Origin of the sequence: Moorena sp. SIO4E2 (genome assembly GCF_010671945.1) — a bacterium.
Lineage (GTDB): Bacteria > Cyanobacteriota > Cyanobacteriia > Cyanobacteriales > Coleofasciculaceae > Moorena > Moorena producens.
Genome location: NZ_JAAHIE010000453.1, coordinates 1 through 6,081, shown reverse-complemented (window position 1 = coordinate 6,081; position 6,081 = coordinate 1). Strand labels below are relative to the sequence as shown.

Here is a 6,081-nt window from a genome sequence, read left to right as displayed (position 1 = left end):
TACTTGAGGTGCCGTCAGCTTATTTTATTCAAAAGCTGTTCGGTGTAGCGTGGGCTATGGGCATAAACTGTTCGGTGTACAGTGGCACAGGCTTCGAGGCTGGGACCCATAAGCTGATAGCTGATAGCTGATAGCTGATAGCTGATAGCTGATAGCTGATAGCTGATAGCTGATAGCTGATAGCTGATAGCTGATAGCTGATAGCTGATAGCTGATAGCTGATAGCTGATAGCTGATAGCTCATAGCTCATAGCTCATAGCTGACAGCTAAATGCTTACTTTTCACCGACTGGGGTACTTTACCCTTAATATCGGATACTATTGAGGAAAACTACGGGTGATTGCGATGCAAATGCGTTGGGAAAAGCTGTTTAGCGTTTTAGTTATAGCAGCCACTGCTAGTCTAGGAGCAGGTGGTGCCATAGCAGAAACTAATTCGGAGGACTTGGAGCTAATTCCTCTATTAACATTACCTGAGGCTTTTGAAAACGCTTTTTTTGATGACTCTGGGAACTTTTTTGAAAACAGGAGCATCAAGAGTCAAATCGATACAATTTTCGGCTCTGGATGGCCACCTGCGTTTCCAGAACTGGCACTTGAGCGCGATGCTCAGCGTGTGAGTAATCTTTATCGGGATTTACTAAAGCAGCAGGTAGAGAGTGGCCCTGTTATTCGTACTCTGGATTTACCAAACCCCTACAATACTTCCCTACGGTTGCTAGAGCAATCGAGTGATATACCAATCCAAGTGGAAAACCAAGAATTTTTCTTGGCACCGCAGCCCATACTACAGCTGCGCAGATGAGTATGGGGCAGATCAGTATGGGGTGATAGTAGTAGCTGACCGCAAGTGTTAAATCCAGGGTGCAGGAGTTGAACCTGCCTAGGGCAAATTATGAGTTTGCTGCCTCAACCGCTCGGCCAACCCTGGGTTATCCTTTTCTATTATGGTAGCCTGAATCGGGTTATTGCAACACCACTAACTAGAAATTCCCGATTTATCCGATAATTCACAGAACATAAGATAATCTAGCTGTATAGCAGGACTATAATACAGCACGGAACCAGCGGTAATTCGGAATAACGTTAATCACGCTATGAAATTCAACACAACTGTAGCGCTAACCATAGTTCTACTGACAATGATGTTAGGTGCAGGTGTCGTGAGTGCCTTTTGGGGATTCTCTATCGGTCACGAAGCCCTCAAAGGAGTTACTCAACCGGATACTAACCCTAAGAAAAAGTTGACAGGGAATAAGGGGTCTTCTTCTGGGAAAGAAGGGGTCTTGATTGTGAGCGAGAAGGATATCTTGGTTAACGTTCACGCCCACATACACAATAAGGGTAAAAATCCTCCGGCTAAGAAAAACAGCCAGAAAACTAAGCAAATTAGTTGGTCTAAGCCAGCTCAGAAGGAGTCATCGTCTGGTGTATTGACTAAAGAGGCATCCTTCACTCGGAAAAACCCTAAGCTAAATTTGCCGGTTAAAAGTCAGGATAAGGGAGTCACCCTAGCGGTAAATTCTGCCAGTGTGCAGGAGGGTTCTTTAATGTTGGATGTCAGCTTGAAGAATCAGAGTTCTAATCCAGTCAGGTTTCTGTACAGCTTTTTGAATGTTACCGATGATCGCGGTCGTGCCTTAAGCGCAATTACGGAAGGCTTACCAGGAGAATTACCGGCTAATGGCAAGGAATTTTCTGGAACAGTGAGCATACCGACAGCTTTACTAGAGAACTCCGAAAAGCTTTCCCTGACACTGACCGATTATCCCGATCAAAAACTACAGTTGAAAATGTCTCAGATTCCTGTAGTTAGATAACGAAGCAAGTCGAGGGAATGGTTGTTAAGGATAAAACGTTGACGCTATGCTAAAAGCCTATGTTGAGAGCAAGCAACTAAGCCAGTTTCGCCAGCCAGTATCAGAAATTCCCTTGACTGGCACTCTTGAACTAGCTCAAGGAAATGCTAGTCATACAACTGAAAACCCCATAATACAACTGATAAGTTTTTGATGGTAAGCGATAAATCGATACCAAGCTGCCCTAGGTCTAGGAAGATACATCAGAAGGCAACCGTAACCAGCAAAAAATGAAAATTATTTGCTTTTACCTTTCACCTTTTCTCTGGTTGCCAACCTAATGGTTTTTCTAACAGTGGATGCTTCTATTAGCCTCTCTGAGGGAGAGGTTTTGCTGGGATTGTTATCAGTGCTACTACTGATAGCGATCAATGCTTTTTTTGTTACGGCTGAGTTTTCCATGGTGGCCGTGCGGCGATCGCGGATTAGCCAATTAGTAGATGCGGGTGACGTGCAAGCAAAGACCGTTCAGGCTTTGCAACAGAGCATTGACCGATTACTATCTACAACTCAGTTAGGGATTACCCTCTCGAGCCTTGCTCTGGGATGGATTGGGGAGACTACCATGGCAACCTTGGTAGCAGCTGGGATAGCCAAGCTACCAATAACGCCAGCTCTAACTCCAGTTATTACCCATTCCCTAGCAATCCTGGTGGCATTTTTCCTGATTGCGTATCTACAAATTGTTTTGGGGGAACTTTGCCCCAAATCCCTGGCTTTACTTTACTCAGAACAACTAGCACGGTTTCTTGGACCACCCAGTCTGGTAATTGCCAGGTTTTTTAATCCTTTTATCCAGATTTTGAACCAATCTACCCGCTGGCTCCTGAGGCTGGTGGGTGTTCAATATTCTGGTCAAGGTTGGTATAGCCGTGTAACACCGGAAGAGTTGCAGCTGATTATTACCACTGAACGGGAGTCTATCGGACTGGAAGCAGAAGAGAGAAAACTACTGAAAAATGTGTTTGAGTTTGGGGAGGTAACAGCCGCAGAGGTAATGGTTCCCCGCACCAGTCTTGTGGCTATTTCCCATGCAGCAACCTTCGATATTTTGTTAGAGGAAGTTGCTAAGACTAGTCACTCTCGCTATCCTGTGATTGGGGCATCCCTAGATGACATTCGTGGCATTATCGACTTCAAAAAAATGGCTAAACCTTTATCTAAAGGGAAGCTAGGACTTCAGACACCGATTAAATCCTGGATTTGTCCAGCTAAGTTTGTCCCAGAAACTACCCCATTGAGTGAATTACTGCCGATGATGCAGCGATCGCATTTGGCAATGGTGATGGTGGTGGATGAGTTTGGAGGTACGGCTGGATTAGTCACCCTCAAGGATTTAATTGCTGAAATTATTGGTGATGGACCTGAATCTGACATAAGCGAGGACTTGACTGTACAAATTCTCGACGAGTATACCTTCCTGGTGCAAGCTCAGATGAATATGGAAGAAGTCAACGAACTTTTGGATTTAAACCTACCAGTAATTGATGACTATCATACTTTGGGAGGTTTTTTGCTGGACAAGTTTCAGAAAATTCCTGTACCCGGTGAAACCTTAAATTATGACAATCTAGAATTGACCGTTGTGTCTGCTTCTGGACCGCGCCTAAACCAAATTCGCATAAGCCGCCAGCAGCCACAAGGTAAGAATTCAGTAGATGTTTCCGATTCTGAACAAATGCCGATAATTCCCAGAAAGGATGATGTTTCCTTTGACAATGGAGGGCTTTGATAGTTTTGGTGAATTTTATTTGATTAGCTCTGGATAAAACCAATAGAAAAGAATGGCGCGAGGAGATCAAATTTACGTATTCCAAAAGTTTCTTAACCTTGAGGGGGTTTACCAACATCATGGTATTGACTGTGGAGATGGTAGTGTTATCCACTACCGCAAAAATACTGAAACAATTGAGCGTACTTCTCTGGCTACCTTTGCTCTAGGTGAAACAAAAATTTATGTCAGGCAGTACTCAGTTTGTTTAATTCCAGATGTTGTGATTCGTCGAGCAGAAAGTCGATTAGGGGAAAGACAATATAATCTAATTTTTAATAACTGTGAACACTTTGCTAATTGGTGCAAGACTGGCAAAAGTGAGAGCCAGCAAGTCAAGGATTTTATTCCGGTAATTAGTAATATGAAAATCGAGGGTTTGTACGAAGCTATAAAACAAGCACTTCAGGGAGCAAAGCAAGACGATACAACCCAGTTACTTAACCAAGCATTATCTGATCTCAGGGTGGTTTGGGATGAGATTCAACCTAAGTATAAACAGGAACTTAAAGAAATCAATGTCTGGCAGCAAGTGGCAATTCAAGCTCTTAAAAACAATAGAGAAGACTTAGCCCGTGCGGCTTTGATGCGGAAGCGGAACTATGAGAAAAGCGCGACGGACAAGAAAGCTAAATTAGACCAGTTAGCGAAGATGACAGAAACATTGATTCGCAACCGTATGAACTGGCAACAAACCTAGTGGGTTGGTTAAGTAATCAGAAAGCTACTTTGAGCGGTCAGCTATCAGCTATCAGCTATCAGCTAATAGCTATCAGCTATCAGCTCTCAGTAATCAGCTTTTGAATAAAATAAACTCACGGCTGACGGCTGACGGCTGACCACTGACGGCTGACGGCTGACGGCTGACGGCTGACGGCTGAATGCTTACGTATAGATGATGGGAGGATAGGCAGATATAACTATATATTTGCTTATATACTTACTTTTAGTTGTAAAGATCCAAAAAACTGAATGGAACGTGGTTTACTATGGTTACCTCTGCTAGCAGCATTTTGCTGGCTTGCCTGGTCAGGCTGGAATGAATACCAAAAGATTGAAGCTTATCGCCGCTGGGCTGAACAGTTTGAACGGGCAAAGTATGATATATATGCGGTGCTTGGTCAAAACGGCAGTGACCTGACTTGGGGTAAACCCACTAGAAATAAACCAGTAAATCTAGAAACCTTTTCCCTCAAAGACGTTAAATCAATCAACTTGCTAGTTGATAATCAAGTGGTTGACTTAGAGCAACCACCGGATAAAGGTCGTGCGATCGCATTAGAATTTCAATTCCTCAAACCCATAGATCCAGTCAAAATTCCCTTTACAGAAATTCCTTTGGCAGTGGAGTGGGGAAAATATCTCCAGTCATTCACGCTTAGCGCTGGGTGAAGGCAATAGAGAATAGGCAACTTCGGCTGCTGGACATTGGGTAGCACCCTCCGCCATTGATCCCAGGTTACCCTTACAGGTTAGACCTGGGGATTCTCGTCAGTCAAGCTAAAAACTGCACCAACTGCTCTAACTTCAACCAAGGGGCACCGCTAGCCATAACATCCTTTGCCAGAGCAATCCCTGCTGTGTAGTCTTCGAGAGGTATAACACCAGCGACTTGAAGGGCTAATGAGGCATTTAACGCCACCACATCCTGCTGGGCTGGTGTTCCTTTACCTTGCAAAACATTCCGTAAAATTGCCCCATTTTCCGCTACATCACCGCCTCGTAGGGACTCAGTAGGGGCAGGAGTTAGACCGAGATGTTCCGGATTCAGACTCAAAAGTCGCACCTCACCCCCCGATAGCAGTGCCAAGTCAGTTTGATCGGCTAATCCCGCCTCATCTAATTTTTCCCTACCATGGAGAACTATTGCGTTGGGAGTACCCATCAAACACAACGATCGCGCTAGAGTCTCTACAAACTTGGGAGCATAAACACCGATTACCTGACCGGTGGGACGCAGGGGATTGACCAATGGTCCTAACAAGTTAAACACTGTCCGTACTTTTAGGGTTTGCCGTAACGGTGCCACTGCTTTCATGGCTGGATGCCAACCCCGAGCAAACAGAAAGGTTACCCCTACCTCATCCAGGGCTGCCTGAATCTTGTCTGGTGCTGCTGATAAATTTACTCCTAGGGCTTCGAGTACATCAGCCGAACCCACCTTACTGGAGGTCGAACGATTACCATGCTTAGCCACCAGCACTCCAGCCGCCGCCACCACAAAGGCTACTGCGGTAGAGATATTAAAGGTAGACGCGCCATCCCCACCGGTACCACAGGTATCAATGACGGGTTGGTTGTGTTCAATGGTTGTCTTCTGCAAAGACTGGGATTGTAGCACCTGAGCCATCCCTGCCAATTCGGTAGCCGACACCCCTTTAGCCTGGATAGCTGCCAAAAGTGCGCCAGATAACACAGTGGGAATTTCTTCATTCAACCATCCCTGCATCA

At 45.0% G+C, this 6,081-nt stretch carries 7 protein-coding genes and 1 tRNA gene; 5 read left to right on the top strand and 3 right to left on the bottom strand.

Features of this window, described 5'->3' with window-relative positions; translation table 11 throughout:
• Window positions 1-14 precede the first annotated feature (14 nt).
• Window positions 15-251 carry a hypothetical protein gene (locus tag F6K37_RS30280; RefSeq protein WP_287254205.1) on the bottom strand — a complete coding sequence of 79 codons (237 nt, stop codon included), beginning with the start codon at window positions 249-251 and terminating at the stop codon, window positions 15-17.
• A gap of 86 nt (window positions 252-337) precedes the next feature.
• Here F6K37_RS30280 and F6K37_RS30275 point away from each other — a divergent pair, with 86 nt between their 5' ends.
• On the top strand, window positions 338-805 hold the full coding sequence (locus F6K37_RS30275; RefSeq protein ID WP_131826948.1) for a hypothetical protein: 468 nt from the start codon (window positions 338-340) through the stop codon (window positions 803-805).
• A gap of 53 nt (window positions 806-858) precedes the next feature.
• Here F6K37_RS30275 and F6K37_RS30270 read toward each other — a convergent pair.
• Window positions 859-931: transfer RNA gene (locus tag F6K37_RS30270), tRNA-Ile, on the bottom strand.
• Between the two features lie 166 nt (window positions 932-1,097).
• On the opposite strand from F6K37_RS30270, the gene F6K37_RS30265 reads away from it, so the two are divergent.
• From F6K37_RS30265 to F6K37_RS30250, 4 genes are all read left to right on the top strand, one after another.
• Window positions 1,098-1,820, top strand: coding sequence for a hypothetical protein (locus tag F6K37_RS30265; protein WP_044492411.1), 723 nt, complete (start codon window positions 1,098-1,100; stop codon window positions 1,818-1,820).
• A gap of 319 nt (window positions 1,821-2,139) precedes the next feature.
• Entirely contained in the window at window positions 2,140-3,591 is a 1,452-nt protein-coding gene (locus F6K37_RS30260) for a hemolysin family protein (protein WP_202799164.1), read from the top strand.
• A gap of 52 nt (window positions 3,592-3,643) precedes the next feature.
• The gene (locus F6K37_RS30255; protein WP_008180972.1) at window positions 3,644-4,330 is read left to right on the top strand and encodes a lecithin retinol acyltransferase family protein; all 687 of its coding nucleotides are present in this window, start codon (window positions 3,644-3,646) and stop codon (window positions 4,328-4,330) included.
• A 272-nt stretch (window positions 4,331-4,602) separates the two neighbouring features.
• Window positions 4,603-5,022: a hypothetical protein gene (locus F6K37_RS30250; RefSeq protein WP_008180968.1), complete on the top strand. Its 420-nt coding sequence runs from the start codon at window positions 4,603-4,605 to the stop codon at window positions 5,020-5,022.
• A gap of 103 nt (window positions 5,023-5,125) precedes the next feature.
• Here the strand turns inward: F6K37_RS30250 and trpD are convergent.
• Window positions 5,126-6,081, bottom strand: a 956-nt coding sequence (trpD, locus tag F6K37_RS30245; protein ID WP_287254201.1) for an anthranilate phosphoribosyltransferase, incomplete at its 5' end; no start/stop codon positions are given.